Annotated in this window: 21 protein-coding genes; 11 read left to right on the forward strand and 10 right to left on the reverse strand. The window is 71.0% G+C overall.

The features are described from left to right. Nucleotides 1-219 precede the first annotated feature (219 nt). A complete protein-coding gene (locus ASG59_RS06630; RefSeq protein ID WP_055885430.1) occupies nt 220-990 on the forward strand; it encodes a Bax inhibitor-1/YccA family protein in 771 nt (256 codons plus the stop codon). A gap of 98 nt (nt 991-1,088) precedes the next feature. Here ASG59_RS06630 and ASG59_RS06635 read toward each other — a convergent pair whose 3' ends face one another. Beyond that, on the reverse strand, nt 1,089-1,463 hold the full coding sequence (locus tag ASG59_RS06635) for a DUF2794 domain-containing protein (RefSeq protein WP_055885433.1): 375 nt from the start codon (nt 1,461-1,463) through the stop codon (nt 1,089-1,091). Nucleotides 1,464-1,835: 372 nt separating this feature from the next. Between ASG59_RS06635 and bluB the strand changes: the two genes are divergently transcribed. Together bluB and ASG59_RS06645 are read left to right on the forward strand one after the other, a co-directional pair. Beyond that, nucleotides 1,836-2,465, forward strand: coding sequence for a 5,6-dimethylbenzimidazole synthase (gene bluB / locus ASG59_RS06640; protein WP_244475653.1), 630 nt, complete (start codon nt 1,836-1,838; stop codon nt 2,463-2,465). 225 nt (nt 2,466-2,690) lie between these two features. After that, the gene (locus tag ASG59_RS06645) at nt 2,691-3,146 is read left to right on the forward strand and encodes a L,D-transpeptidase (RefSeq protein ID WP_056407640.1); all 456 of its coding nucleotides are present in this window, start codon (nt 2,691-2,693) and stop codon (nt 3,144-3,146) included. A 12-nt stretch (nt 3,147-3,158) separates the two neighbouring features. On the opposite strand, the gene ASG59_RS06650 is transcribed toward ASG59_RS06645, so the two are convergent. Beyond that, the gene (locus ASG59_RS06650) at nt 3,159-3,398 is read right to left on the reverse strand and encodes a DUF1674 domain-containing protein (RefSeq protein ID WP_082494521.1); all 240 of its coding nucleotides are present in this window, start codon (nt 3,396-3,398) and stop codon (nt 3,159-3,161) included. A gap of 75 nt (nt 3,399-3,473) precedes the next feature. On the opposite strand from ASG59_RS06650, the gene ASG59_RS06655 reads away from it, so the two are divergent. From ASG59_RS06655 to ASG59_RS06670, 4 genes are all read left to right on the forward strand, one after another. Beyond that, nucleotides 3,474-4,844, forward strand: a complete 1,371-nt coding sequence (locus ASG59_RS06655) for an RsmB/NOP family class I SAM-dependent RNA methyltransferase (RefSeq protein WP_056407642.1) — start codon at nt 3,474-3,476, stop codon at nt 4,842-4,844. Between the two features lie 123 nt (nt 4,845-4,967). Continuing rightward, nucleotides 4,968-6,713 carry a heparinase II/III family protein gene (locus ASG59_RS06660; protein ID WP_055885444.1) on the forward strand — a complete coding sequence of 582 codons (1,746 nt, stop codon included), beginning with the start codon at nt 4,968-4,970 and terminating at the stop codon, nt 6,711-6,713. Between the two features lie 76 nt (nt 6,714-6,789). Next, entirely contained in the window at nt 6,790-8,388 is a 1,599-nt protein-coding gene (purH, locus tag ASG59_RS06665) for a bifunctional phosphoribosylaminoimidazolecarboxamide formyltransferase/IMP cyclohydrolase (protein ID WP_056407644.1), read from the forward strand. 85 nt (nt 8,389-8,473) lie between these two features. Beyond that, a complete protein-coding gene (locus ASG59_RS06670) occupies nt 8,474-9,838 on the forward strand; it encodes a DUF2252 domain-containing protein (protein WP_056407646.1) in 1,365 nt (454 codons plus the stop codon). A gap of 216 nt (nt 9,839-10,054) precedes the next feature. Here the strand turns inward: ASG59_RS06670 and ASG59_RS06675 are convergent, their stop codons facing one another. From ASG59_RS06675 to ASG59_RS06690, 4 genes are all read right to left on the reverse strand, one after another. Then, nucleotides 10,055-11,842 (reverse strand): MFS transporter, encoded by a 1,788-nt coding sequence (locus ASG59_RS06675; RefSeq protein ID WP_056407647.1) that lies wholly within the window; start codon nt 11,840-11,842, stop codon nt 10,055-10,057. A 284-nt stretch (nt 11,843-12,126) separates the two neighbouring features. Further along, nucleotides 12,127-14,076 carry an acetate--CoA ligase gene (gene acs / locus ASG59_RS06680; RefSeq protein ID WP_056283963.1) on the reverse strand — a complete coding sequence of 650 codons (1,950 nt, stop codon included), beginning with the start codon at nt 14,074-14,076 and terminating at the stop codon, nt 12,127-12,129. A gap of 175 nt (nt 14,077-14,251) precedes the next feature. Beyond that, the gene (locus ASG59_RS06685) at nt 14,252-15,541 is read right to left on the reverse strand and encodes an ABC transporter substrate-binding protein (protein ID WP_244475654.1); all 1,290 of its coding nucleotides are present in this window, start codon (nt 15,539-15,541) and stop codon (nt 14,252-14,254) included. Nucleotides 15,542-15,633: 92 nt separating this feature from the next. Next, entirely contained in the window at nt 15,634-18,177 is a 2,544-nt protein-coding gene (locus tag ASG59_RS06690) for an ATP-binding protein (RefSeq protein ID WP_056407649.1), read from the reverse strand. A 201-nt stretch (nt 18,178-18,378) separates the two neighbouring features. Between ASG59_RS06690 and ASG59_RS06695 the strand changes: the two genes are divergently transcribed. Both ASG59_RS06695 and ASG59_RS06700 read left to right on the forward strand, forming a co-directional pair. After that, entirely contained in the window at nt 18,379-18,867 is a 489-nt protein-coding gene (locus tag ASG59_RS06695; protein WP_055885459.1) for a phasin, read from the forward strand. A 205-nt stretch (nt 18,868-19,072) separates the two neighbouring features. Continuing rightward, nucleotides 19,073-19,396, forward strand: a complete 324-nt coding sequence (locus ASG59_RS06700) for a hypothetical protein (protein WP_055885461.1) — start codon at nt 19,073-19,075, stop codon at nt 19,394-19,396. A 76-nt stretch (nt 19,397-19,472) separates the two neighbouring features. Here ASG59_RS06700 and ASG59_RS06705 read toward each other — a convergent pair whose 3' ends face one another. The 3 genes from ASG59_RS06705 to edd form a co-directional block, all read right to left on the reverse strand. After that, the gene (locus tag ASG59_RS06705) at nt 19,473-20,147 is read right to left on the reverse strand and encodes a L,D-transpeptidase (protein ID WP_056407651.1); all 675 of its coding nucleotides are present in this window, start codon (nt 20,145-20,147) and stop codon (nt 19,473-19,475) included. A gap of 183 nt (nt 20,148-20,330) precedes the next feature. Further along, nucleotides 20,331-20,948 carry a bifunctional 4-hydroxy-2-oxoglutarate aldolase/2-dehydro-3-deoxy-phosphogluconate aldolase gene (gene eda / locus ASG59_RS06710; RefSeq protein WP_056283971.1) on the reverse strand — a complete coding sequence of 206 codons (618 nt, stop codon included), beginning with the start codon at nt 20,946-20,948 and terminating at the stop codon, nt 20,331-20,333. A gap of 64 nt (nt 20,949-21,012) precedes the next feature. Next, nucleotides 21,013-22,836 (reverse strand): phosphogluconate dehydratase, encoded by a 1,824-nt coding sequence (gene edd / locus ASG59_RS06715; protein WP_056407653.1) that lies wholly within the window; start codon nt 22,834-22,836, stop codon nt 21,013-21,015. A gap of 429 nt (nt 22,837-23,265) precedes the next feature. On the opposite strand from edd, the gene ASG59_RS06720 reads away from it, so the two are divergent. Both ASG59_RS06720 and ASG59_RS06725 read left to right on the forward strand, forming a co-directional pair. Continuing rightward, nucleotides 23,266-23,730, forward strand: a complete 465-nt coding sequence (locus tag ASG59_RS06720) for a tellurite resistance TerB family protein (protein ID WP_055885472.1) — start codon at nt 23,266-23,268, stop codon at nt 23,728-23,730. 334 nt (nt 23,731-24,064) lie between these two features. Further along, the gene (locus tag ASG59_RS06725) at nt 24,065-25,597 is read left to right on the forward strand and encodes a DUF4105 domain-containing protein (protein ID WP_244475655.1); all 1,533 of its coding nucleotides are present in this window, start codon (nt 24,065-24,067) and stop codon (nt 25,595-25,597) included. Here the strand turns inward: ASG59_RS06725 and ASG59_RS06730 are convergent. Then, on the reverse strand, nt 25,574-26,740 hold the full coding sequence (locus ASG59_RS06730) for a serine hydrolase (protein WP_056407655.1): 1,167 nt from the start codon (nt 26,738-26,740) through the stop codon (nt 25,574-25,576). The genes ASG59_RS06725 and ASG59_RS06730 overlap by 24 nt on opposite strands. Between the last annotated feature and the right edge of the window lie 40 nt (nt 26,741-26,780).

Raw genomic sequence — 26,780 nt, forward strand, 5'->3', positions numbered from 1 at the left:
GCGTTTTGCCTGGCGGGACCGGGTTTAATCCCCGATGCGGCAAATAAAAACAGGGCGGCGGCGACGGGAATCCCGTCGTCGCACGTGCAATGTCCCTCTTGTGCGGGACGACGCGACCGAACATATTTGGGATCGAGGCGCCGCAGGGTGCCAGAGGCGGTGTGCGTGAGCCTCGATTTTCGAAATCACACGCTGAGAGAGTTTCCAAAGGAATCTCCCATGGCATTCGACAACAGCCCCTTCCGCTACGGAAGCCAGCAGCAGACCGGCTACGCCGGCACCCAGGTCGACGTCGACCAGGGCCTGCGCACCTTCATGCTCGGCGTCTACAACAACATGGTCATCGGTCTCGGCATTTCGGGATTGGTGGCGCTTGGCCTCAACATGGCCGCCACGGCGCAGACCACCACGGGCAAGGTCGCCCTGACCCCGTTCGGCCAGATGCTCTACACCAGCCCCTTCAAGTGGGTGCTGATGTTGGCGCCGCTGGCGTTCATCTTCTTCTTCTCGTTCCGGATGGACCGGATGTCGGCCGCCTCGGCGCGCACGATGTTCTTTGCTTTCGCGGCGGTGATGGGCGCCTCGATGTCGACGCTGCTGCTCGTGTTCACGGGTGCCAGCGTGGTGCGGGTGTTCTTCATCACGGCGGCGACGTTCGGTGGCCTGAGCCTCTACGGCTACACCACCAAGCGCAGCCTGTCGGGCATGGGCTCGTTCCTGATCATGGGTCTGATCGGCCTGATCATCGCCTCGCTGGTGAACATCTTTCTCGCCTCGAGCGCGCTGCAGTTCGCGATCTCGGTGATCGGCGTGCTGATCTTTGCCGGACTGACCGCCTACGACACGCAGAAGCTCAAGGAGATGTTCCTCTACAGCGGCGCGGATGCCGAAGGCGCCGCCAAGCTCTCGGTGAACGGTGCCCTGACGCTCTATCTGGACTTCATCAATATGTTCCAGATGCTGCTGTCGCTGCTGGGTGACCGCCGCTAAGCGCTCCACCGATACGACGACACGAAGAAGCCCCGGTGAGAACCGGGGCTTTTTTTATGCGCGGGCCGGTGCTGCGTTCGGCGTGACCCGCATGTTGGTCACACCGCCCGCAGGGGCTTGTCGAGCACCGCCAGCACGCGGGCGAGGTCGTGCCCGCGCTTCATCACGAGGCCGGTGGCGGCGACGACCGCATAGGCACCCTGGCGCCGGGCCAGCCTCGGGTCCTTCTCGACGCGGTACAGCGGCATCTCCGACGTGCGGCGGTAAATCGAGAACACCGCCTTGTCCCGGCGGAAATCGATGGCGTAGTCGCGCCATTCTCCCTCGGCGACCCGGCGCCCGTAGAGATCGAAGATGGCGCGCAGTTCCGTGCGGTCGAAGGTCACCTGGGCGACGACGGGTGGCACGGGGAAGGGAACGACGCTGCCGCTGGGGTCCGTCTGTCTCTGGTCGCCGCCCGTCCTCTCGCTCAATCCTGGCTCCTCGGTTCGCGGTCGTCGGTTCTTGGGATGATGGGCCGGCGGCCGGCGGCCCGCAAGGGTTGCCGCCGGAAACACGGACCACGATTCCGCCGTGTTGGCGCCCTTGACAAGCCTTCATGAGAAGCCATCCCTGTGACGGAACCTCGTCGGTTCCGATGGCCGGATCGTCCCCCGATCTTCTACGGTCCCCCAGCCTTTCGGGGGGTGCCCGGCCCTTCGGACCGACACTCCAGAGGTTTCGAGACCCAAGGACTTCAGGCCGCCTCTTCGGAGTGCGGCCTTTTTTTCGGATCGATGCTGCGCCCTCCGCCGGCGTTTCGGGTATGCACGAGGGACGGGAGACGGGGCGCGGGACGGGTCGTGGTGCAATTCGATGCGGGTTTCCGGGCCGCCCTGGCGGATCTCGTCGCCTGGCGCCGCGACGTGCGCCGGTTCCGCGTCGATCCGGTGCCCGAGGCCGTGCTGCGCGAGTGCCTCGCCATGGCGTCCTCCAGCCCCTCGGTGGGCAACAGCCAGCCCTGGCGCTTCGTGAGGGTCGCCGATCCCGCCCGCCGTGCGGCGGTGGCCGCGAGCTTCGAGCGCTGCAACGCGGCGGCCGCCGCGAGCTACCCCGATGCCCGGCGCGCCGCCTATGCCCGCCTCAAGCTCGCCGGCCTGCGCGAGGCGCCGGTCCATCTGGCCGTGTTCTGCGATGCCGTCACGCCCATCGGCCACGGCCTCGGGCGGGCGACCATGCCCGAGATGCTGCGCTACTCCGTGGTCTGCGCGGTGCAGACCTTCTGGCTGGCCGCCCGCGCCCACGGTCTCGGCGTCGGCTGGGTCTCGATCCTCGAACCGGCCGAAGTGGCGGCCTGCCTCGACCTCCCCCCGGCCTACGAACTGGTGGCCTATCTCTGCGTCGGCTATCCGATCGAGGAGCACCTCGACCCGGAACTCATTCGCCACGGCTGGCAGGAGCGGACCGAAGACGCCGACCGCCTGATCGAGCGATGACGCCGTCGTGGTGAGCGAAGGTTTAAAGCCGAACCTCGATTTATCACGATCGTCGAGCGATGCTTTTGATCGTGATTGTCGAAACACGGGGACGGCCCCCGCCCAGTAACCGGACCGACAATCGCGAACGGCGATGGTCCCTGGACTTGCGGTGACGCTTGGACAGGAGACGGATCGATGATCGGGCGGACGGGTGTGTGGGCGGTTCTGACTGGCGCGGCGCTGATGGGATCGCCGCTGCAGGCGCGGGAGGTGGTGGCCTTCTCCGAAGGGGTGTCGCCGGGCACCGTCGTGGTGCGGACGGCCGAGCGCCGGCTCTACCTCGTCAACGGCGACGGCACCGCGATCCGCTATCCCGTCGCGGTGGGCAAGCCCGGCAAGCAATGGTCCGGGGCGACGCGCATCGACGGCAAGTACGTCGCGCCGGCCTGGTCGCCGCCCGCCGAGGTCAAGCGCGACAACCCGCGCCTGCCCGACGTGATCGCCGGCGGCTCGCCGAGCAACCCGATGGGGGCCGCCGCCATGACGCTGGCGGGGGGGCAATACGCCATCCACGGCACCAACCGGCCGAGCTCGGTCGGCACCTACGCGTCCTATGGCTGCATCCGCATGTACAACCAGGACGTGGTCGACCTGTTCGACCGGGTCGACGTCGGCACGCAGGTCTACGTCACGCGCTGAGGCCGGGCCCCGTCAGAAATCGACGGCGATGCCCTTCACCTCCCAGTCGGTGTAGCGCACCGGCTCGAGGCCGCCGCGGCCCTGCTTCTCCCGCGTCGCGGCGATGGCCTCGGCCCGGGCGTCGATGTCGGCGCGGCGCGCGGCGGCCTCCGCCAGGGCGCGCTCGGCCGCCGCCGGCAGCGGGGGCCGCGACACCGCCGTCGCTTCGCCGGCTTCGCTGGCGGGCGAATCTTTCGGCCTTTCGTCTTGCATCGACCTGAACCTGTGTGGAAGGGCGTCGGGTGAGCCCGGGCGACAGCCGGGCGTGATGCAAGCAAGGTGGCATTCATGGCGGCTCGCCGCAACGCGCCCGGTCCCGCGCCGGCGCTCGATTCCAGCGTCGCGGGTCTCGCCGCGCGCCAGGTCGCGCACGCGGCCGTGGCCGATCTCATCGGCAAGGATCGGGCCTTCGCCCTCGACGACGCCCTCGCCCAGGCCGACCGTGACGGGCGCCTCGAACCGGCCGATGCCGGGCTGGCCCGCGCCATCGCCACGGCGACCTTCCGCCGCTTCGGTTTCCTGCGCTGCGCCCTGCACGAGCGCCTGTCGCAGGGCCTGCCCGAGGACCAGCCGCGCCTCGTGGCGCTGCTCGCCACCGGGGCGGCGCAGATCCTCGACCTCAACGTCCCCGACCACGCCGCCGTCGACCTGTCGGTGCGCCTCGCCAAGGGCGATCCCCAGCTCCAGCACCTCGCCGGCCTCGTGAACGCGGTGATGCGCCGCGTGGTGCGCGAGCGCGCGGCCATCTTTTCCGCCAGCACCGATCCCCTCGGCGACAACACCCCCGGCTGGCTCGCCGCCCGCTGGCACGAGCGCTACGGACCGGAGACGGCCGCGGCCATCGCCGCCGCGCACCTGCGGGGTGCCCCCCTCGACATCACCGTCAAGGAGGATCCGCAGGCCTGGGCCGAGCGGCTCGGCGGCGTCCTCCTGCCCACCGGCAGCATCCGCCTGCACGACGTCCACGCGGCCGTCTCGGCGCTTCCCGGCTACGACGACGGCGCCTGGTGGGTGCAGGACGCCGCCGCCGCGCTACCGGCGCGCCTCCTCGGCGTGCGGCCGGGCGAGCGCGTCGCCGACCTCTGCGCCGCTCCGGGCGGCAAGACCGCCCAGCTCGCCGCCGCGGGGGCCGCCGTGACCGCCGTCGACCGGTCCGGGCCGCGCATGGAGCGCCTATCCGAGAACCTCGCACGGCTCGGCCTCACCGCCGAGATCCGCGTCGGCGACGCCCTGGCGCTGGGCAACGACGAGACCTTCGACGCGGTCCTCCTCGATGCGCCCTGCTCGGCCACCGGCACTATCCGGCGTCACCCGGAGGTGGCCTGGACCAAGGTCGAGGCCGACATCCAGCGTCTGGCCGGATTGCAGGCGCGCCTGCTCGACCGGGCCGCCACCCTGGTCCGGCCGGGCGGGCGGCTCGTCTATTGCACCTGCTCGCTCGAACCCGAGGAGGGCGAGGCGCAGGTGGCGCGCTTCCTCTCCCGCAACGCCGGCTTCGCGCGGGTTCCGATCCTGGCCGACGAGATCGGCGGATTGGCCGAGGCGATCGATGGCGAGGGCGACCTGCGCACCCTGCCCGCGCAACTCGACGGAGACGCGCCGGATCGTCAGGGCGGCCTCGACGGTTTCTTCGCCGCGCGGCTGACGCGCCTCGCCTGAGCCGCCGGCCCGTGCGGCCGATCCTTATGCTTAACCGCCGGTTAAGCCCCGTGGCGCTACCGTGAGCCTGGGACCATTCTGCAGCGCCCCCTTCGGCGATGCGTCGCCGAACGAGGAGACCACGTGGGTTGGGGCGCTGATCGCTGGCGGCTATATCGGCTGATCGGGGGCGAGGCCCTGCGCATGGTGCGCGGCGCCGTGCTTCGGCTGGGCGCCCGCCCGGACGTCCTGGCCGGTGCGCGGGTGACCGGCGTGGTGATCGCCCCCCACGACCTGCGCACCAGCGACGCCACCTTCGCCGACGACATCTATGCCGGCCTGTTCGTGTTCTCGGGCCGCTCGCTCTCGGTGAGCGGACGCTCGCCCTTCGATTACGCGCCCCCCTCCCCCGAATGGGCCGATGCGCTCTACGGCTTCGGCTGGCTGCGCCATCTGCGCGCCGCCGACACCGCGCTGGCCCGCGCCAACGCCCGTGCCTTCGTCGGTGACTTCATGGCCGGACGGGGCGACGCCGCCCTGGCGCGGCCGACGGCGGTGGCGGCGCGGCGCCTCATCGCCTTCCTGTGCCAGTCGCCGCTGGTCCTCGAAGGTGCCGACCACGCCTTCTACCAGGCCTTCCTCAAGACCCTCGGCCGCTCGGCGCGCGACCTGGAGCGCGACCTGCGCCGCACCGGCCTGCCGCAGACCCGCCTCGTCGCCGCGGTGGCCCTCAGCTACGCCGGCCTGTGCTGCGAGGGCATCCAGCCGATCCTGCGCCGCGCGACCCGTGTGCTCAGTCGCGAACTCGACCGCCAGATCATGCCCGACGGCGGGCACCGCAGCCGCGACCCGCGCTTCGCGATGGAACTGCTCCTCGACCTCCTGCCCCTGCGCCAGAGCTTCCTCAGCCGCGGCGTCGATCCGCCCGACGCGCTGCTGCGGGCCATCGACCGGATGCTGCCGCTGCTGCGGCTCCTGCGCCACGGCGATGCCTCGCTCAGCCATTTCAACGGCATGGGGGCCACGGCGGCCGACCACCTGGCCACCCTGCTCGTCTACGATGGCGCTCTGGCCCAGCCGATGATGCACGCGCCCCATTCCGGCTACGAGCGGCTGGAGGCCGGCCGCGTGGTGGTGGTGGCCGATGTCGGCGCACCGCCGCCGATGCTCGCCTCGGCGCGCGCCGGGGCCGGCTGCCTCTCCTTCGAGATGTCGAGCGGGCCCCAGCGCATCGTCGTCAACTGCGGTCTGCCGGCCAGCGGCCCGGAGCTGCGCCGCCTCGCGCGCAGCACCGCCGCGCATTCCACCGCCAGCGTCGCCGACACCTCCTCCTGCCGCTTCCTCGCCGGCGGCGCCTGGTGGGGCGAGGCCCGGGCGATCGACTGGCTCTCGAACCGGATCGGATCGGTGGTTCTGTCCGGCCCCCGCGAGGTCCGGGCCGAACGCACGCGCGACGGGCAGGCCCATGTGCTCGCCGCCCGCCACGACGGTTATGCGGCCGGCTTCGGGCTGATCCACGAGCGCCGCTGGCGGCTGCCGGCGGACGGACGTGCCCTCGAGGGCGAGGATTCCTTCGTGCGCGAGGGCAAGAGCAAGGACAAGGGCCGCCTGCGCACCCACGAGGTCGCGATCCGCTTCCACCTCCATCCGGGCATCGCGGTGCGGGGTCGGGCCGGCGACGGCCTCGAACTCGCGACCCCGCAGGGCGAGGTCTGGCACTTCGAGGCCGAATCGGACGAGGACGCCCTCGACGTCGCGATCGAGGAGAGCGTCTACTTCGCCGGCCTCACCGGCGCGCGGCGCACCGACCAGATCGTAATCTACGTCACGGTGGCCGCCGCGGCGCGGCTGCGCTGGCGCTTCGCCATGGTCGACGTGAGGCCGGCGTAAGATCGGGCCTCCCTGGCCCGGCCGGCCGGTTTCGTGCTACCCGCCGCAGCCCGACCCTTGTAAAAACGAGTTGCCGATGCCGTCCGATGCCGTGCGCATCACCCGCGCCCTCCTGTCCGTCTCCGACAAGACCGGCCTCGTGGAGTTCGCCCGCGCGCTGGCCGGGCACGGCGTCGCGCTGCTCTCCACCGGCGGCACCCACCGCGCCTTGCGCGAGGCGGGGCTGGCGGTGATCGAGGTCTCCGACGTCACCGGCTTTCCCGAGATGATGGACGGGCGCGTCAAGACCCTTCACCCGGCCATCCACGGCGGGCTGCTGGCGGTGCGCGCCAACCCCGAGCACCAGGCGGCCATGGCCGCCCACGGCATCGGGCCGATCGACCTCCTCGTGGTCAACCTCTATCCGTTCGAGGCGACGATCGCGCAGGATTGCACCGACGCCGAGGCGATCGAGAACATCGACGTCGGCGGCCCTGCGATGATCCGGGGCGCGGCCAAGAACCATGCTGACGTGGCGGTGGTGACGGATGTCGCCGATTATCCCGCCCTCCTCGCCGAGCTGGACGGCCGAGAAGGGACGCTGAGCAGCGTCACCCGGCGGCGCCTCGCGGCCAAGGCGTTCGCGCGCACGGCGGCCTACGACGCGGCCATCGCCAACTGGCTGGCGGCCCGCGCCGGCGAGCCGGAGACGGCGCCGTTCCGGGCCTTCGGGGGCACCCTGGCGCAGGGGCTGCGCTACGGCGAGAACCCGCACCAGGCCGCCGCCTTCTACCGCTCGCCGGGCAAGGCGCGGGCCGGCGTCGCGACGGTGCGCCAGCTCCAGGGCAAGGAACTGTCCTACAACAACCTCAACGACACCGACGCGGCCTACGAATGCGTCGCGGAGTTCGACCCCGCCGCCGCCGCGGCGGTGGCGATCATCAAGCACGCCAACCCCTGCGGCGTCGCCACCGGCACCACCTTGGCCGAGGCCTACGAGCGGGCGCTCGCCTGCGATCCCTCCTCCGCCTTCGGCGGCATCGTCGCCCTCAACCGGACGCTGGACGCCGACTCGGCGCGGCGGATCGTCGAGATCTTCACCGAGGTCATCATCGCGCCGGACGCCACGCCGGAGGCCGTTACCATCGTGGCCGCCAAGAAGAACCTGCGCCTGCTCCTGGCCGGTTCGCTGCCCGATCCGCGTGGCGCCGGCGAGACCGTGCGCACGCTCTCGGGCGGGCTGCTGGTCCAGGGACGCGACAACGCCGTCGTCGACGACATGGCCCTGCGGGTCGTGACGAAGCGCGCGCCCACCGAGCGGGAGCTCGCCGACCTGCTGTTCGCCTTCCGGGTCGCCAAGCACGTGAAATCGAACGCCATCGTCTACGCCCGCGACGGCGCCACCGTCGGCATCGGCGCCGGACAGATGTCGCGGGTCGATTCCTCGCGCATCGCCGCCTGGAAGGCGGCCGAGGCGGCCGCACGGGGCGGTGCCACCGAGAGTCTGGCCAAGGGCGCGGTCGTGGCCTCGGACGCCTTCTTCCCCTTCGCCGACGGCCTGATCGCGGCGGCGGATGCCGGCGCCACCGCGGTGATCCAGCCCGGCGGCTCGATGCGCGACGACGAGGTGGTGCGGGCCGCCGACGAGGCGGGCCTCGCCATGGTCTTCACCGGGCACCGCCACTTCCGGCACTGAGGGCATACGGGCGTCGCCGGTGGCCTCGCCCGCCGATCGGACTGCCGCTACGGTCGACGCACCATCACCGGAGCGTCCACCCACCATGACCGAGTCGTCCGCCTATCACACCCGGAGTGCGCGCTACGCCGTCGGGGAGGCGCTCGCCAGGGCGACGCCCCATGCCGAACATGCCGCCTGGCAGCCCAGGCCCGATCGGGCTCCCCTGGCGATCCTCGCCGAGAGCGACGCCGAGCGGCTGCCGGACCTGGTGCCGCGCCGCTACAAGCGGATGGCCGAGAGCCCCTTCACCTTCCTGCGCGGGGCGGCGGCCGTCATGGCCCGGGACCTCGTCGGCGCGGCCATGGCCGGCGTGCCGGTCCAGGCCTGCGGCGATTGCCACGTCGGCAACTTCGGGCTGTTCGTGAGCCCGGAGGGCCGTGTGCTGTTCGACATCAACGATTTCGACGAGACCCTTCCCGGCATCGACTTCACCGTCGACCTCAAGCGCCTCGCCACCAGCATCGTGGTGGAGACCCGGGCCGATGCCCATGCCGATGCGGACACCGCCCGTGCGGCGGCGCAGGCGGCGCTGCGGGCCTATCGCGAGCACATCCACCATCTGGCGGCGCTGGAGCCGCTCGCCTGCTGGCGCAGCAACATCGACCTCGACCACGAGGTGGCGCACATCGACGACGACGGATCGCGCGACGAAGCCGAGCGCGGTCTCGATGCCGGCCTGCACCAGGAGACCGTCAAGGCCGACATCCCCGAACTCGACCCCGCCACCCAGGACGGCCCGCCGGCGACCTGGCGCATCGCGGACAAGGGCAAGAAGGTGTTCCACGTCGCGCCCAACGGCGACCGCGAGCCGGTGGAGGATGCGCGCGCGGCCCTGATCGCCTATCCGGCCGGCCTCGCGCCGGAGCGGCGCGGCCTCGTCGAGCGGTACGCCCTGCGCGACGTCGCCTTCAAGGTGGTGGGCATCGGCTCGGTCGGCCGCGTCTGCGCGGTGGGGCTCTACACCGATGCCGACGGTGCGCCGCTGTTCCTCCAGGTCAAGGAAGCCCGGCAGTCGGTGCTGACGCCCCTCGTCCTGGCCAGCGCCCGTGCGGCGGCGACGGAGGGCTTGCGCGTGGTCGAGGGCCAGCGGGTGATGCAGGCGGCGAGCGACATCTTTCTCGGCGCGGCGCAATCCCCGACGAGTGGCCGCTCCTATTACGTGCGCCAGCTCAAGAACAAGAAGCTGTCGGACGTGGCCGACCTGATGTCGCGGACCGAGCCGAGGCGCTACGCCGCCCTGTGCGGGCGGACCCTGGCCCGCGCCCACGCCCGCTCGGGCGAAGCCTCGACCATCGCCGGATACATGGGCGAATCCGACGGCCTCGACGAGGCGATCGCGCGGTTCGCGATGACCTACGCGGATGAGACCACCGCGGACCACGCGGCGCTGCTCGCCGCGAGGGGGTGAGACCGTTCCCGCTCGAATCAAGCGGGAACGGTCTCACCAAGCCCGCGCGGCGCTCGAGCGAAACCGGCATCCGCTTTGCGAAGCTATCGAACGGATGTCGTATGACCCCGAGCTTCGGGCAGTGCCCCTGCGATCCGGCGCAGGCCGGCCCGCCCCAAAAGAAAAAAGGCCCCGTCGCAAGACGGGGCCCTTTCTCATGTCGCGGTGCGGTTCACCTCAGCGCGTGGGCGCCTCGTCGTAGGTGAAGATATCGCGGTCCTTGGTCTCCGGGATGAAGAGGGCACCGATGACCGCGGTCGCGAGGGCGATGACGATCGGGTACCAGAGCCCGAAGTAGATGTCGCCGGTCTGGGCCACCATGGCGAAGGCGGTGGCCGGCAGCAGGCCGCCGAACCAGCCGTTGCCGATGTGGTAGGGCAGCGACATCGAGGTGTAGCGGATACGCGTCGGGAACAGCTCCACCAGCGCCGCCGCGATCGGGCCGTAGACCATCGTCACGTAGAGGACGAGGATCGTCAGGATGCCGATGATGGTCAGCTTCTGGACCGTGAAGATGTCGATCATCTTGGCGAAGTTCGACAGGCCGTCCTTCGGGTCGATGGCGATCTTCACGATGCTCGGGTTGGTGGCCGTCGGGTAGCCGGCGGCGGTCAGCGCCGCACCCACGTCCTTGGCGAAGGCCGGATCGGCGGCGGCGAACTCCTTGCCGGCGACGGTCACGGTGGCCTTGGTGCCGGCGGCGACCGGCTCGGTGGTGTAGTTCACCGCGGAGCGGGCGAGCAGCGCCTTGGCGATGTCGCACGAGTTGGTGAACTTGGCCGTTCCCACCGGATTGAACTGGAAGGAGCAATCCGCCGGGTCGGCCTTGACCACCACCTGCGTGTTCTGCTGGGCCGCGTACAGGTCCGGGTTGGCCGCAGCGGTCAGCGCCTTGAACAGCGGGAAGAAGGTCAGGGCCGCGATCACGCAACCGCCGAGGATGATCGGCTTGCGGCCGATCTTGTCGGAGAGCGAGCCGAAGAACAGGAACCCGCCGGTGCCGAGGATGAGCGACCAGGCGATGAGCACGTTGGCCGTGAACTGGTCGACCTTCAGGATCGTCTGGAGGAAGAACAGCGCGTAGAACTGGCCGGTGTACCAGACCACGGCCTGGCCGGCGGTGAGGCCGAGGAGCGCGAGCAGCGCCCACTTGGCGTTGCGCCACTGGCCGAAGGCCTCCGAGAGCGGCGCCTTCGAGCCGGTGCCCTCTTCCTTCATCTTCTTGAAGGCCGGGCTCTCCTGCATCTGCAGGCGGATCCAGACCGAGATGCCGAGCAGTACGATCGAGACCAGGAACGGAATGCGCCAGCCCCAGGCGGCGAACGGCGTGATCGTGCCGGCGGTGCCATCGGCCAGGGTGGTGGCCACGGGGGCGTAGTTGGCGTTCACGTAGATCTGGGTGAACAGGATCACCATCAGCGACAGCAGCAGCCCGAGGGTCGCCGTGGTCTGGATGAAGGCGGTGTAGAAGCCGCGACGGCCGCGGGGGGCGTGCTCGGCCACGTAGACGGCGGCGCCGCCGTATTCACCACCGAGCGCCAGACCCTGGAGCATGCGCAGGGCGAGGAGCGCCACGGGGGCGACCCAGCCGACGCCGTACTCGTTCATGGTGGCGTAGGAGGGCAGCAGGCCGACGACGAAGGTCGAGATGCCCATGATCAGGATGGTGACGAGGAAGGTGTACTTGCGGCCGACGAGGTCGCCGAGCCGGCCGAACACCAGGGCGCCGAAGGGGCGCACGAGGAAGCCCGCGGCGAAGGCGAGCAGCGCGAAGACGTTGCGGGTAGCTTCCGGATAGGCCGAGAAGAACTGCGCGCCGATGATCGCGGCGAGCGAACCGTAGAGATAGAAGTCGTACCATTCGAAGACGGTCCCCAGCGACGAGGCCAGGATGACCTTCTTCTCTCCGGCGCTCATCGGTCGCGCCGCCTCCTCCGTCACCGGTGTCGCACTTGCAACAGCCATGGCCCCGTCCCTCCCAAGATCTTTTGTTTTGATTGTCGCGATGCGCCGGACCCGGCGCGGTTCAGATTAGGCGTCGATCGCCGCCGCGTCTGTGTCGACGGACTGCGGCGGGACCCGCATTTCCGCCACGCGGCGATACCGATACGGCCAAGTTACCGCAAGGTTTGACCGGGCCCAACAGTGAAAAGGAAATTTACCATCGACGCAAAGCATTTTGTAACAGCTTTGCACGAACGCGGCTGCCGGAGAGGGTCGCAAGTGCCCGGCAGCCGTGCAGTCGGGGTCTACTGGGCCCGGTTCTGACGGTTCTCGATCAGGTCGTCGACCACAGCCGGTTCGGCGAGGGTCGAGGTATCGCCGAGGGCCGAGAACTCGTCTTCGGCGATCTTGCGCAGGATCCGGCGCATGATCTTGCCCGAGCGGGTCTTGGGAAGTCCCGGCGCGAACTGGATCAGGTCCGGCGACGCGATCGGCCCGATGTCCTTGCGGACCCAGGTCACGAGTTCCTTGCGGAGCGCGTCCGACCCCTCCTCGCCCTCCATGAGGGTGACGTAGGCGTAGATGCCCTGGCCCTTGAGGCTGTGGGGGTAGCCCACCACCGCCGCTTCCGAGACCTTGGGGTGCGCCACCAGGGACGATTCGACCTCGGCCGTACCCATGCGATGGCCCGACACGTTGATGACGTCGTCGACTCGGCCGGTGATCCAGTAATAGCCGTCGGCGTCGCGCCGGCAGCCATCGCCGGTGAAATAGAGGTTGGGATAGGTCGAGAAGTAGGTCTGCTCGAAGCGCTCGTGGTCGCCGTAGACCGTGCGCATCTGGCCCGGCCAGCTGTCGGCGATGCAGAGGTTGCCCTCGCACGGGCCGTCGAGGGCCTTGCCCTCGGCATCCACGATCAGCGGCTGCACCCCGAAGAACGGCCGCGTCGCCGAGCCGGGCTTGAGCTTGGTGGCACCGGGCAGCGGCGTGATCAGGATGCCGCCGGTCTCGGTCTGCCACCAGGTGTCGACGATGGGGCAGCGCGAGTCGCCGACCACCCGGTAGTACCAGTCCCACGCCTCCGGGTTGATCGGTTCGCCCACCGAGCCGAGCACGCGCAGGCTCGCCCGCGAGGTCTTCTTCACGGGGCCCTCGCCGCCGCCCATGAGCGAGCGGATCGCGGTGGGGGCGGTGTAGAAGATGTTGACCTTGTGCTTGTCGACCACGTCCCAGAAGCGGGAGTTGGTGGGATAGGTGGGGATGCCCTCGAACATCAGCGTGGTCGCGCCGTTGGCGAGCGGCCCGTAGACAATATAGCTGTGACCGGTGACCCAGCCGACGTCGGCGGTACACCAGTAGACTTCGCCCTCGCGGTAATCGAAGACGTATTCGTGCGTCATCGCGGCGTAGACGAGGTAGCCGCCGGTGGTGTGGACCACGCCCTTGGGCTGGCCGGTGGAACCCGAGGTGTAGAGGATGAAGAGCGGATGCTCGGCCTCCACGGGCTCGGCCGGGCAATCGTCGGTGACCTGGGCGGCGGCCTCGTCGTAATAGACGTCGCGGCCCGGCTCCATCGGCACGGAGGTGCCGGTGCGGCGCACCACCACGACGTGGTCGACGGCATCGGGCCCGAGCCGGGCCAGCGCCGCATCGACGTTGGTCTTGAGCGGGACCTTGCGGCCGCCGCGCAGGCCCTCGTCGGCGGTGATGACGAGCTTGGAGGCACAGCCCTCGATGCGGCCGGCCAGCGAATCGGGCGAGAACCCGCCGAACACGATGGAATGGATGGCGCCGAGCCGGGCGCAGGCCAGCATCGCGTAGGCCGCCTCGGGGATCATCGGCAGGTAGAGGGTGACCCGGTCGCCCTTGGAGACGCCGCGATTGCGCAGCACGTTGGCCATCCGGCAGACCTCCGCGTGGAGCTCCCGGTAGGTGATGTGCTTGGATTCGTTCGGGTCGTCGCCTTCCCAGATGATCGCCACCTGGTCGCCGCGGCTCTTGAGATGGCGGTCGATGCAATTGACGGCGACGTTGGTGCGGCCGTCCTCGAACCATTTGATCGAGACGTTGCCGGGAGCGAAGCTCGTGGCCTTGACGCGCGAATAGGGCGTCGACCAGTCGATGCGCTTGCCGTGCTCGGCCCAGAACGCTTCCGGGTCCCTCACCGACGCCTCGTACATCGCCAGATATCCGGCGTTGTCGACACGGGCGCCGTCGCTCCATGCCGGGCTGACGTCCACGACCTTCTCGTCCATCGCGCGTTTCCCTGTTCCCGGTGCCCGATCGTATCGCGACAACGCGCGCAGCCGGTGCTTCCAGTGCCGTTCTTAGGCGTGCGCACAGGGCGGCGGCAAGGGCAAAAACGTCAATCGGGACAAGTGCTGAGCCACCCTCCCTCCCGGAGTGCCGGTCACGATCGCGGCGGCGGCGTCAGCTGCGATCGGCGCAGGGCTCGGTCCGGGCCGGCCAGTCGGGATGGGCGGCGCGGAAGGCGATGACGAGGGTGTCGAGGCGGGCATCGACGAGGGCGCGCTCCTGCGCGATCGGCGCCACCGAAGGCGCCCATTTGGCCCCGTCCCAGGTCTGCAGCGACAGGGCGGGACGGCCGCCGTGGTCGCGGCAATCGAAGCTCACCGCGCGGGCGAAGCCCGCGAGCCCGAGCTCCTTCCAGCGAATGCCGTCGATGGACAGGGTCTCGAACCCCCGCCTGATCCCGTCGCCCGTGAGGCCGCCCTGTGTTCGCCCATGCCCCCGGATCGCCTCGGCGAGCAGGACCGCGCCGTAGACGCCGCGGTTGTAGAGAGGTTCGCCGGAACCGTCTTTTGGCGTGCGCGAGAGGCCGCGGTCGATGACGTGCACGTCGATCTCGTCGAAGGCTGGGAAGTGGTCGCCGAAGGCGTGGCGGCTGACCTCGCGGAACCCGCGCGCGCCCGTGCCGAGCCGGTGCAGCACGGCGTCGTCGGGCCAGTGCAGGGCCACCAGCCTGTCCGGCGGCATGCCCGCCGCCAGGGCGTCCTCGACGGCCGTGTCCGCCTTGGGGCCGCGCCCGAGCAGGACCAGATAGTCCGGTCGCTGCGGTCCCAGGTCGCGCAGGCCGCCGGCCTCGCCGGACAGTGCGTAGAACCTCGGCGTGAAGCCGAGCCGGGCGGCGAGGTCGCGCATCACGTCGAGGGAGGCGGGATCCGCCGTCTCGGCGTCGTGGACCAGCCCGATCGAGAGGCCCGTCAGGTCGGCTTCGCGGCCGGTGAGATCGGCGATGGCACGAACGGCGACGGTGATGCCGCCCAGGGTCGCGTCCGACGGGTTGAACAGCCAGGGCATCACGTCGCCGCGGGTGGCCACGGCGAACCCGTCCGCCAGGGACAGCAGCGGAACGCGGGCTCGCCCGGCGACGGCGGCCAACGCCCGCGTTGTCGCCCGTTCGGTGGCCAGCACCACGACGGCGCCGGCCGCCACGGCCTGTCCGTGGCAGGCGGCGGCCTTCGCCTCATCGGCACCGACCTCGCATTCGAGGATCGTGAGGGGGCGGCCCGCGACGCCGCCGTCGCGCCGGTCGAGCATCGTGAGGTAGTCGCGCGCACCGTTGGCGATGCGGGTGCCGCTCGCGGCCGCCGGCCCGGTGCGGTCGGTCAGCAGCGCCACCACCAGCGGCTCGCCCAAGGCGGTCGTGGCCGCCAGCATCGCGGCGATGCCGGCGATCCATCCCGCAGATCTGGCCATGCCGCTCGCTCCCCGCCCCGCACCGGTCCAGACCGGTACCGGAGGGCGAACCACGGCCCGGGCGCCCTGGCAAGGGCGTCGCGGGCGCCGGTTCAGGCGCTGAGGGCCGGGGGGAACAGCATCTCGACGAGGGTGCCCTCGTCCTTGTGGCTGGTGATGCGCAGGCGCCCGCGGTTGGCCTCCACCAGGGCCTTGGTCAGCGGCAGGCCGAGGCCGGTGCTGCCCCGCGGCGTCGGCGCGGCGGTCTTGCGGTAGGGTTCGAGCACGGTCTCGACCTCGTCGGGCGTCATGCCGACGCCGGTGTCGCGGACCCGCAGGGCGATCTCGCCGCGGTCGGCCATGGTGGTGGAGACGATCACCTGCCCACCCGCCTGGGTGAAGCGGATGGCGTTGGCGATCACGTTCAGGGCCGCCTGGCGCACGGAGGGCTCGTCGGCCACGAGGCGCGTCAGGTTCTCGGAGAAGCTGGTGCGGATCACGATCCGGTCCCTGGCGGCCTGTGGCAGCATCATCGCCACGCAACTCGACACGATGTCGTTGAGCGGCACCTCGGTGAAGGCGAGGTCCCGCCGCCCGGCCTCGAGGCTCGCCAGATCGGCGAGATCCTTGACGACGGCGAGCACGTGCTCCCCGGACGCCCGGATGTCGTGCAGGCACTCCCGGTACCGCTCGTTCTCCAAGGGGCCGAACTGCTCGGTGAGCATCGCGTCGGTGAAGCCGAGGATCCCGTCGAGGGGGGGGCGGACCTCGTGGTTGATCTTGGCGAGGATCTCGGACTTCAGCCCGGCCGCCGCCCGGTCCGGCTCCGCCTCCGTCTGCATCGCGCGCAGCAGCAGGAGCGATCGTCTCTCGCCTGCTCCGCTCAGGGGGACACGGCGCATCTGGAGGGTGAGCGGGCCGTTCGCGCCCTCGACGACGACCTGGCGCGGCTCCGCGCCGTCCGGCACCCGCGCGCCGGGGCGGTGGGCGACGCCGGACAACAGCGACGCGACCCCCGCGCCGACGACCTCGCGCGCATCGAGGCCGAGCAGCCGCGCCGCCGGCCTGTTGACGCCGAGGATGCGGCCGGCGGCATCGAGGGTGACGACGCCGTCGTCGAGGCTGTCGAGCACGGCCAGGACCTCGGCGGACCGGCGTCCCGCGAAGTCCTGCGCCACCCGCGCCGCGGCGAGGGCGACGTCGGGGGCCTCGGCGGCGACCTCGCGGATCAGAAGCAGCTCGGCCGATCCGCCCTGCCACGGGATCTCGCAGCGCGACACCGACACGCCGACGCTGCCGCCCTCGCGGCGGAACAGCAGCGCCGGGCTTTCCACCCGCGCCAAGTCCTCCGGTGGCCGGCCATGGAACAGGCGCGCGAGCCCCCCGGCGGCCACCAGGCCGTCGATGTCGGCGAAACCCGCCAGCGTCAGCATCGTCGGGTTGGCGAAGATCGGATGTCCGGCGCGGCAGACCAGCACCGCCGCCGGGAGCCGGACCAGGATCGCGATCGGATCGGCGCGCGCCTCGTCGCCGGGCGCGTCCGGTTCGGGCGCCCGCGGAACGGGGGCGGGAAACGGCATCACGTCGCCGCCGGGACCGTCGCGCCTTTCCGCGGTCCGGTCGGGTTCGTCGCCGGCGAAGCGCGCGCCGAGCGCCCGCGCGATCTCGCGAAAGGCATCGTGCTCGTCGCCCGACAGATGCGGATCGGACGCCACCGCTCCGATCTCGACGGGCTCGTCCGCCGGCGGTGGCGTCGGGCCGTCGGCGATCACGGACACGGCCGGCTCCGTCACCGGATCCGAAGCCTGCGGAGCCGGATCGTCCAGCGGCTCGGCAGGGCGCTCGTCGACGGGGAGCGGGCGCAGCAGCCCGAAGCCGCCGTAGCCCGAGAACGGTTGCCCGGCGCGGGCCAGGGGCGTCCCGGAAAGCTCCATCTCGAACCGAGCCGGGGAGCCCGGCCGGCGCAGGACGAGGGAGATCGCCCTGAAGGTCCGTTGCTGCGCCAACGCGGCGAGCAACCCCTCGGCATCGGTCAGCACCCGCGATTCGGCGAGGCCCTGCCACGATGCGCCGAGCATCGCCGATTGCACCAGCGCACCGGCCGGGCCTGCGATCGCGCCGAGGCGATCCTCGCCGTCGCTGCGCCAGGTGAAGCGCGCCGGCCCCTCGGCCGGTATCGTCGGCTCCGCCTCGGGTTCCGGCTGGGCCGCGGGTGGCACGACCCGCCGACCGACCGGCGCTTCGGCCGCGGGCCGGAGGCGGGGGAGACGGCCGGTGACGATCAACGCGATGACGGGGCCGCCCTCCCCGTCCGCCCTGACGACGAGGCAGGTGGCGGAGGGCTGGATACGGCGGCGATCGAACTGGAGCCGGGCCAGGGCCGGACCGTCGCCGCTCAGCCCGATCCGGCCGACCTGGGCCTTCAGCCCGACCGCAGGGTCGATGCGATCGCCGGCCCCGGCCAGTCCCGCCCGCAGGGGTGCTGCCGCCTCGGACGCATGGAGGATCGCTTCCGCAGCCGCGTCGAGGATCAGCAGCGCGCAGCCCGGCGCGGCCAGGAACGGGCCGAGCCGGCGGTCGTCGGCCCACCGCGCCAAAACCACGCCGAGGGCATCGGCGCCACCATCGCGATCCTCGCGCTGCTCCCGATTGGACATTCAAACCCGTTTTGCGTCACACCAATGCGGTCTGCGACCGTTAGTACGGCATTGCGCACCAGGATGTCGGCACCTAAGGGAGCCAACACACGTTTACGCGATGTCAACCTTAATGCGCTCGGCCCGGCTGTCATAGGCGAACGAGCGTGTTATTGTGCAGCGCACAACGATGCATCAACAAGCAAGTCCGAGGAGACGATCATGAGCAACATTCCGTCCTACGAGGTTCCCGCCGAGATGCGCGATTTCGCCGAGAAGAGTGTCGATCAGGCTCGCAAGGCTTTCGATTCCTTCATCGGCGCCGCCCGCAAGACCGCCGAGACGGTCCACGGCTCCACCGAGACCGCCCGCACCAGCGCCCAGGACATGTCGGCCCGCGGCTTCGAGTTCGCCGAGCAGAACGTGACCGCCGCCTTCGACCTCGCCCAGAAGCTCGTGCGCTCCCGCGACGTCCAGGAGGCGATGCAGCACCAGGCCGAGTTCGTGCGCAACCAGTTCGCCGCGATCCAGGCCCAGGCCAAGGAGTTCGGTGGCCTCGCCCAGTCGGTGATGCAGCAGAGCGCCGAGAAGGCGAAGTCCGCCATGGAGCAGGGCGCCCAGCAGGCCCGCCAGGCGATGGAGCAGGGCACCGAGCAGGCTCGCAAGGCCGGCGAGGACATGCAGAACGCCGCCCGCAACGCCACCAACTGATTCGCGGACCCAAGTCCGTCGGTGATCCGTCCGTGACGGCCGGCCCGCCCCACGCCATGGGGCGGGCCCTTTCGTGTCCGACGGGTTTTTCGGGGTCCGGCGCCGGGCGCCGCCTTTTTTCGGGCATGGCGGGGCCATAACGCCTGCCTCGCGGCCCGCACATCGCGTTCTCGGGGGCCGGATCCTCACAGGGGCGACCACAGCCATGCGTCTTGCCTATCGAATCGGTCTCAGCGCCGTGATCCTCGCCAGCGCGATCGGATCGCAGACGGCCAGCGCCCAGTACTACGGCGGCTACGACCGTCCGCCGCCGCCCCGCTACCAGGAGGACGACGGCTACGACCGTCCGCCGCCGCGCCGCCGCGCCGTCGGACTGAACTGCGACGCCGTCCAGTCCGGTATCTCCGGGCTGCAGCCGTTCTCCTGCCCGCTGCCCGGGCCGAGGCCGCTCGGCGCCCGCTGCTTCTGCGACATGCCGATCGCCTCCTTCAGCGCGCCGCAGACGGCGGTGGGACGGGTGGTCCCATAGGACATCGGAACGCAGGACGGCCGCGCCGCCCCGTGAGAGCGACGCGGCCGTTCTGCAGATTCGGAAGAACCGCGGTTCAGTTCAGGACGACGACCTTGGCGCCGACCTTCACGCGCTCGTAGAGATCGGTGACGTCCTCGTTGGTCATCCGGATGCAGCCGGACGAGACCGCCTGGCCGATCGTGTCGGGCTCGTTGGAGCCGTGGATGCGGTACTCGGTATTGCCGATGTACATCGCACGGGCACCGAGCGGGTTCTCGACACCGCCGGCCATGTAGCGCGGCAGGTCGGGACGACGGGCCAGCATCGCGGCCGGGGGCGTCCACGACGGCCACTCGCGCTTGGCGGTCACGGTCTTGGTGCCGGACCAGGTGAAGCCGGGGCGCCCGACGCCGACGCCGTAACGGATCGCCTCGCCACCCGGCAGCACGAAGTACAGGCGCCGCTCGGCGGTGGAAACGACGATGGTGCCCGGCTTGTAGTTTGCATTGAACGCGACGAGCTCGCGGGGGATCGGAGCCACCTGCGCCTGGGGTGCCGCCTGGACCGAATAGCCCCGCGATCCGTAGCCCGGCTCGACGCCGCGCGGCGCGGTATAGGGGTCGTAGGCCGGATCCGAGTAGTATTCCTCGCCGGCGTTGGTCTCGAATGGATCGTAGGGCGCTGCCGTGACCGGCGACGCGCCGAGAACACAGATCCCGATGATGCCTGCACCGAGAACGCCCGCGAGGGCCGTAGCCAAGGTCTTCATGATGGAACCCTTACCTGCGCGATAACCTTTGCCATACAAGCGTGGGCATAGCCGGCGGGTTCCCTGGTCTGTCGTGTTTTCGCGCACCGCGATGGACGCATGGTGAAAGGCGGATGTCTGGCGGCGATCGAAGGCAATGTCGCCGTCGAAACGTCGGGCCGACGCCGCGATCCGTAGCTCCCGTCAGGCGGTGCGCAGCCCGGCCGCCGCCGCGGCGTTGCGCCGGATCGTGTCGGGGTCCGGGGTGCCGGCCGGGACCACCCAGCTCCCCCCGACGCACAGGACGGACTTGAACGCGAGCCACTCCGGGGCCGAGGCCTCGGTGATGCCGCCGGTGGGGCAGAACCGGACCTGACCGAACGGCCCTGCCAGGGCCTTGAGCGCCTTCAGGCCGCCGGCGGCCTCCGCGGGAAAGAACTTGAACCGGTCGAGCCCGTGGTCGAGCCCGCGCATGATGTCGGCCGCATTGGCGATGCCCGGCAGATAGGGAATTCCGCTGTCGAGGGCGGCCCTCGTCAGCGGATCGGTGAGGCCGGGGCTGACGACGAAACGCGCGCCGGCCGCGAGCGCGGCGTCGAGGTCCCTGCCGTTCAGGACGGTGCCGGCGCCGACGACGGCCCCCTCCACCGTGGCCATCTCGCGGATGACCTCGAGGGCGGCGGGCGTGCGCAGGGTGACTTCGAGGGCGGTGAGTCCCCCCTCCACCAGTGCCTGCGCGATGGGGATGGCGTCGCGGGCATTCTCCACCACGAGGACGGGGATCACGGGGACGGAGCGCATCAGGGCGTCGATGGCGGACATCGGAAGTATCCTCGGCTGAAGGTGTCGGTGCCCTCCCCTGTCGCGGGGAGGGCGGAGGCGCGATTTACAGGCCGGCCGCCGCCAGCATCGCGGAGGCGCCCTGCTCGGCCCCGTCCGCCCCCTGGCGCATGAAGGCGAAGAGTTCGCGCCCGGTGCCGAAGGCGGGAGGGGGCGCCACCGCGTCCTCGCGGGCGGCCCATTCCGCCGGATCGACCAGGGCCACGAGGCTCCCCTCCTCCGCGCTGAGGCGCACGCGATCGCCGTCGCGCAGCTTGGCCAGAGGGCCGCCGCCCAGGGCCTCGGGGCTCAGGTGGATCGCCGCGGGCACCTTGCCCGACGCCCCCGACATCCGCCCGTCGGTGACCAGCGCCACCCGGAAGCCCCGGTCCTGGAGCACGCCGAGCTGGGGCGTGAGCTTGTGCAGTTCGGGCATCCCGTTGGCCTTGGGGCCCTGGAAGCGCACCACCACCACCACGTCGCGTTCGAGTTCCCCGGCCTTGAACGCGGCGAGCACGTCGTCCTGGTCGTCGAAAACACGGGCCGGGGCCTCCACCGTCCAGCGCTCGGGATCGACCGCGCTGGTCTTGAAGGTGGCCCGGCCGAGGTTGCCCTGGACCAGCCGCATGCCGCCGTCGGCCTTGAAGGCGTTGGCCGGCGCGCGCAGGATCGACTCGTCGTGCGAGCGGTCGGGGGCGTCCTCGAAGACGAGGTCGTCCTCGATCAGCTTGGGGTCGCGGGCGTGGTCGCGCAGGCGCGTGCCGGCCACCGTGAGGATGTCGTCGTGCAACAGCCCGGCGTCGATCAGGCTGGCGATGACGTAGCTCATGCCGCCGGCGGCATGGAAGTGGTTCACGTCGCCCGAGCCGTTGGGGTAGACCTTGGCCACCTGCGGCACCACCGCCGAGAGCCGGTCGAAATCCTCCCAGTCGAGGACGATGCCGGCGGCGCGGGCGATCGCCGGCAGGTGGATGGCGTGGTTGGTGGAGCCCCCCGTGGCGAGCAGGCCGACCACGGCGTTCACGATCGCCTTCTCGTCGACGCAGAGCCCCAGCGGCCGGTATGCGTTGCCCTGCGCGCCGATGGCCGCGAGGCGATGGACGGCCGCCCGCGTCACCGCCTGGCGCAGCTTGGTGCCCGGATTGATGAAGGAGGCGCCGGGCATGTGCAGGCCCATCACGTCCATCATCATCTGGTTGGAATTGGCGGTGCCGTAGAAGGTGCAGGTGCCGGCCCCGTGGTAGGAGGCCGACTCGCTCTCCAGGAGTTCGTCGCGCCCGACCTTGCCCTCGGCATAGAGCTGGCGGATGCGCTGCTTCTCCTTGTTGGCGAGCCCGGAGGGCATCGGCCCGGCCGGGATCAGGATCATCGGCAGGTGGCCGAAGCGCAGGGCTCCGATCAGGAGGCCCGGCACGATCTTGTCGCAGATGCCGAGAAGCGCCGCGCCGTCGAACATCCCGTGGCTGAGGGCGACGGCGGTGGAGAGTGCGATGGTGTCGCGCGAGAACAGCGACAGCTCCATGCCGCGCTGGCCTTGGGTGACGCCGTCGCACATCGCCGGCACGCCGCCGGCCACCTGCGCCGTCGCCCCGACCTCGCGGGCGAACAGCTTGATCTGCTCCGGGTAGCGTCCGTAGGGCTGATGCGCCGAGAGCATGTCGTTGTAGGCGGTGACGATGCCGATGTTCATCGACCGGCCCGCCTTGATCGCCGGCTTGTCCTCGCCCGAGGCGGCAAAGCCGTGGGCGAGGTTGCCGCAGTTGAGCATCGGCCGATGGACGCCCGAATCGCGCTCGCGGGCGATCAGGTCGATGTAGGCCGTTCGCGAACGCTGGGAGCGCGAGACGACCCGCTCGGTGACGGCGGCGATCTCGGGGTGAAGCTCGGTCATGCCGTGTCCTGCCTTGCCATGTCCTACCTTGCGGGCTCCGCCCATGCAGGCCCCCGCCCCGGGGGCGAGCCTGCCTTGCGCGCGTGAAAAAGCCCGTTCACGATCTTCGCCGCGACGGGCGATCTCCTGGGATAGATCGGTCGATCGCCGGTCCAATCAACGGCGGCCGCCGTCGATGACCGCCGGGGTCGAGCAGGTTTCACGCCAATCCCGCCCGATCCGGCCTCCGTCGCGCCGCCCCGGGCGGTCTGTCCCGATCGACCCCTGCCCGATCGACCCCTGCCCGACGATCCATGGCCCAACGACCCTTGGCCCGATCCACTCTCGCGTCCGCGAGCGGCGCGAGACCTATCCATCGCTGCCCCATTCCGACAGAAGGACCCTCAGGCCGATCCAGCCGTCGCCGACCCATCCGTCCAGGAGTTCACGATGAGCCTTTTCCACGATCTCGTCGATCGGTTCACCCAGAGCGTCACAGCCTACGTCGGCGACAAGGCGCTGATGCTGGCCGCCGTCTCCGCGGCCTCGAACGTCATCGTCGCCGACAGCGAGGTCGACGACGAGGAGGTGGAGACCGCCCTGGCGGGCATGCGCGCCAACCCGATCCTGCAGAAGGGCTACGACACGCTGATGCTGGAGACCGAGCTGTTCGACGGCATCGCCCGGGCCCGCACCCGCGCCGGGCGCGCCGAGAACCTCGGCCGGGTGGCCGCCATCGTCGACCGGGACATCGAGCAGCGCAACAACGTGTTCCTCATCGCCGCCGACGTCGCCGACCACGAGGGCATCAGCGACGTCGAGCGCAAGGCCCTGGCGGAGGTCGCCGCCGCCCTCGCCGTCGACATGGAGGCCCTGCTCCGCGCCTCTCCGGTCAAGGTCGTGCCCGCGCCCTGACGCGGCGGCGCGAGCCCGCAGCGTGGCGGCCTGTCCCTGCCGCCGGCCTCGGTGTTCGCCGGTGGCCGGCGACGGCGTCCACGCCCTGTGCCCGCCGGGCCGCGCGGCCTGTCCGGTCCGCCGGACACCAACGTCCCGGCACCCGAGGTCGGTCGACAAAGGTCCCTCATGCCGAGGGAAAAGGGCGTGGCCGCCACGATTTCTTCATCGATCTGTCCTTTCCTGCAAGCTATTGCCCCGAAGTCTCTTGCTCCGAAGCAACCTTGCCCCACAGCACCCTTGCCCCGAAGCACCCTTGCCGGCCGCCGATGCCGCGCTCGGGGAGAGGTGACGCGTGACCCTGTCGTTCCAGCCATCCCAGCCGCCCGGTGCCGCCCCGGCAGGGGACGCCGCACCCCGAGACGGAGCGCCGCCCGCGGTGCCGCTCAGCCCGAAGGAACAGGGGCTGTCGGGTCTCGCGTCGGCCAAGCGCGGGAGCGATTCGGTCGAGGGCATGTTCGCGGATTCGTCCGGCGCCTCGCCGAGCCCGGGGGCACTGCCCCTCTGGCTGCTGCTGGTCGGACGCGAGGCGGTCCATCGGCGCTGGGGGCTCGTCACGGGCGCGGGCCTGGCCTGGGCGGCGCTGGGCGGCGCCCTGGTGATCGACGCCCTCGACGGCGCCACGCATGTGCCGGACCGCTGGTTCGGCCTCCTTCTCGTGATCGAGGCGGTGAGCTCGCTGGTGCGCGGCCTCGTCGCCACCGGCGCCGCCCGGCGCCTGCGCCTTCTCAAGGCCGGGCTGCTCCTCGTGGTCGCGGTGCTGACGATCCTGGCGTCCTCTTCGAGCACGTTCCTGTTGGCGATGCTGTTCGGTACGGCCTTCCTGTTCGACGGCCTGTCGCGGATCGTCCTCTCGCAGGTGCTGCGCTTTCCCGGATGGCGCGGGTCGGTGGCGCATGGCGCGCTCGGCGTGGTCCTGGGGATCCTGACCCTGCAGCCCTGGCCGACCTGGTACGCCGGCACGGTGGGGTTCAGCATCGGCGCCTTCCTGGTTCTGGCCGGGATCAAGGTCGCGCTGCTCGGCCTGCGCCTGCGGCGCGAGCCCGAACAGATGCCGGCTTCGACCCCGGCGAGCGGATCGGACGCCCTCACCGTCTACGTCTGGACGCCCACCGGCACGGCCACGATCCCGGCCCGGCGGCGGCTGGTGCATCGCTACGTCGTCTCGGTGAACGGCGGCGGCCACATCTCCACCGGCCACGCGGCGCTGGAGCTGGCGGAGCGGCCCGGCGGCGACGGGCCCTTGTACGTGAGCCACTACCCCGCCGTGGAGATCGACCGGTCGCCGGGCAACCTGCGCGCGACCCTGCGTGCGGGCCCCGAGAACAACGTCTCGGGCCGTTTCCTGCCGAGCTACCGCGAGGAGGCCGACGACTGGTGCGAGGCCACGGTCACGGTCACGCTCACGGGCGTCGACGGCGCCCGCCTGCGCACCTTCTGGGAGGCGTACCGCCGGGACGCGACCTACAACCTCGTTGGGCGCAACTGCTCGACGGGGGTCGCCAACGCCCTCGACGCCGCGGTGGAGGGCAGCTTCAGCCGCGACGGCACGCCGTGGCGCAGGCTGGCCCAGGCGGCCCTGAGCCCGGAATTCTGGGCGGCCGCGCTCATGCGCAACGGCGCAGGCGCGATGACCTGGACGCCCGGCCTCGTGCTCGATTATGCGCGGGCGCTGAGCGCGCTCGTCGATCCCGTCGCGCCGGTACCGGCCGTCCGCTGGCAGGGCGTCAGGCGGCGGCTGTTGCGCAACTGGCGGGCCGAGACCGTCGCGCGCAAGCGCGGCGTGCTGGCGGCGGCCGAGGCCTCAGCGGCGCCGAAGGTCGCGTGAGATCGCCAGCATCACCGCGAGCGTGTCGGCCTCGTCCTGCTCGGCCCCGTGGTCGCTGAGCTTGACGATGACCGTCCCGGTATCGCGATTGACGTAGACGTATTGGCCGTAGACGCCGATGGCCGAGATGTCCTCGTCGCCCTCCGGCACGTGCCACCATTGCGCCGAGTAGGGCCAGCCGTCGACCTCCCGCCGCGCCGGCGTCTCGATCCGCTCGATCCAGCGCCGCGGAACGACGCTCGCCGAGCCGACCGCGCCGTGGTCGGCCACCATCAGGCCCAGGCGGGCGAAGTCGCGGGCGACCGCGTTGAGGCAACAGAACGCCTTCTCCGTCCCGCCCGGCCGGTCGAGGTTCCAGCTCGCGTCCCCCTGTGCCCCCATGGGCCTCCAGATCCGCTCCGACAGGAGGTCGGAAAGCGGCCTGCCGTGGACCTCGGCGAGGATCAGGCCCAGGACCTGGGTGTCGATGCTGCGGTACTGCCCGGTGCTGCCGGGGCTCGACGACAGCACGGCGTGCTCCCTCACGAAGGCTCGCAGGTCGCGCGTCAGGTACATCCCCGCGGTGCCGACGAGCGGGTGCCAGGGGTCGTAGTTCTCCGGCACCGCGAGGCCGCTGGTCATGTCGAGGAGGTCGCCGACGGTGATGCGGCCGAAGACCGGAGCCGTGCGCAGGTCGGGCAGGAGGTCGGAGACGTGGTCCGTCTCCTTCAGCCGGCCATCGGCGATCGCCCGTCCGACCAGCAGCGAAACCACCGATTTCGCCACCGACCAGGACGGGAACGATGTCTCGGCGTCGAAGCCGGGACGGTACCATTCGTGGACGAGGACGCCGTCCTGGGTCACCAGGAGGGCATTGGTGTGCGTTGCCGCCAGCATGGCGCCGAGGGGGACGAGCGTGTCCTTCCAGGGGACACGATCGAGGATCGGGCGGGGTGCGAGGGTGAGGATCCGCGGCGTGCGCGACGCCGCCACCGGTCGGCTCGCGAACCAGGCTCCGGCGGCGGAGGGTTCGACGACGGCCAGGGCCGCCAGGGTGACCGGATTCGGCACCCCGAGGACGGCCGTGGCCGCCCATGCGAGGCCCCCCAGGCCGAGCAACGGCAGGCCGAGGCGCGAAATGAGCCGCTTGGGGGACGGATGCACCTGACGGCAACCCTTCTCGCGGGACGACGACGTGGGGCCG

Origin of the sequence: Methylobacterium sp. Leaf466, from assembly GCF_001425565.1 — a bacterium.
Lineage (GTDB): Bacteria > Pseudomonadota > Alphaproteobacteria > Rhizobiales > Beijerinckiaceae > Methylobacterium.

Coding starts and splice junctions, on each gene's coding strand:
- purH (WP_056407644.1), top strand. CDS start 6,790: ATGCCGTCCGATGCCGTGCGCATCACCCGCGCCCTCCTGTCCGTCTCC.
- acs (WP_056283963.1), bottom strand. CDS start 14,076: ATGGACGAGAAGGTCGTGGACGTCAGCCCGGCATGGAGCGACGGCGCC.
- ASG59_RS06675 (WP_056407647.1), bottom strand. CDS start 11,842: ATGGCTGTTGCAAGTGCGACACCGGTGACGGAGGAGGCGGCGCGACCG.
- ASG59_RS06690 (WP_056407649.1), bottom strand. CDS start 18,177: ATGTCCAATCGGGAGCAGCGCGAGGATCGCGATGGTGGCGCCGATGCC.
- ASG59_RS06705 (WP_056407651.1), bottom strand. CDS start 20,147: ATGAAGACCTTGGCTACGGCCCTCGCGGGCGTTCTCGGTGCAGGCATC.
- ASG59_RS06685 (WP_244475654.1), bottom strand. CDS start 15,541: ATGGCCAGATCTGCGGGATGGATCGCCGGCATCGCCGCGATGCTGGCG.
- ASG59_RS06695 (WP_055885459.1), top strand. CDS start 18,379: ATGAGCAACATTCCGTCCTACGAGGTTCCCGCCGAGATGCGCGATTTC.
- ASG59_RS06670 (WP_056407646.1), top strand. CDS start 8,474: ATGACCGAGTCGTCCGCCTATCACACCCGGAGTGCGCGCTACGCCGTC.
- edd (WP_056407653.1), bottom strand. CDS start 22,836: ATGACCGAGCTTCACCCCGAGATCGCCGCCGTCACCGAGCGGGTCGTC.
- ASG59_RS06650 (WP_082494521.1), bottom strand. CDS start 3,398: ATGCAAGACGAAAGGCCGAAAGATTCGCCCGCCAGCGAAGCCGGCGAA.
- ASG59_RS06700 (WP_055885461.1), top strand. CDS start 19,073: ATGCGTCTTGCCTATCGAATCGGTCTCAGCGCCGTGATCCTCGCCAGC.
- ASG59_RS06645 (WP_056407640.1), top strand. CDS start 2,691: ATGGGATCGCCGCTGCAGGCGCGGGAGGTGGTGGCCTTCTCCGAAGGG.
- ASG59_RS06720 (WP_055885472.1), top strand. CDS start 23,266: ATGAGCCTTTTCCACGATCTCGTCGATCGGTTCACCCAGAGCGTCACA.
- ASG59_RS06630 (WP_055885430.1), top strand. CDS start 220: ATGGCATTCGACAACAGCCCCTTCCGCTACGGAAGCCAGCAGCAGACC.
- eda (WP_056283971.1), bottom strand. CDS start 20,948: ATGTCCGCCATCGACGCCCTGATGCGCTCCGTCCCCGTGATCCCCGTC.
- ASG59_RS06655 (WP_056407642.1), top strand. CDS start 3,474: ATGGCGGCTCGCCGCAACGCGCCCGGTCCCGCGCCGGCGCTCGATTCC.